Origin of the sequence: Gilvimarinus algae, from assembly GCF_030518215.1 — a bacterium.
In the GTDB taxonomy this organism is placed as follows: Bacteria; Pseudomonadota; Gammaproteobacteria; order Pseudomonadales; family Cellvibrionaceae; genus Gilvimarinus; species Gilvimarinus algae.
On record NZ_JAULRT010000021.1, the window covers coordinates 1 to 314 of the forward strand.

Sequence of the window (314 nt, forward strand, 5' to 3'; positions counted from 1 at the left end):
ATGGAATGTGAATAAATCCAGCAGGTACATCCATGCTTTGGCGTAGATGACACAATTGATAAAAAACGCTATTGCACACATAAGTCCCTGCCGAGTAAGAAATCGCCGCAGGAATATTTGCTTGATGCAATGCCTTCAACATCGTTTTTAAAGGCAGCTGACAAAAATATGCGTCTGGTCCTGCAGCAACAACAGGAACACCACTCGGCTGTAACCCAGTGTTGTCCGGGATCCTTGCTTCTATCAGATTAATCGCCACATGCTCCAGACAAATCTGCGTACGCCCACCGGCCTGACCCACTGCGAATACCAAA

At 46.8% G+C, this 314-nt stretch carries 1 protein-coding gene; it reads right to left on the reverse strand.

Annotated features, from left to right (window positions below; genetic code table 11):
- A partial coding sequence (locus QWI16_RS00310) for a pyroglutamyl-peptidase I (protein WP_441294553.1) occupies positions 1 to 301 on the reverse strand: 301 nt, incomplete at its 3' end.
- Between the last annotated feature and the right edge of the window lie 13 nt (positions 302 to 314).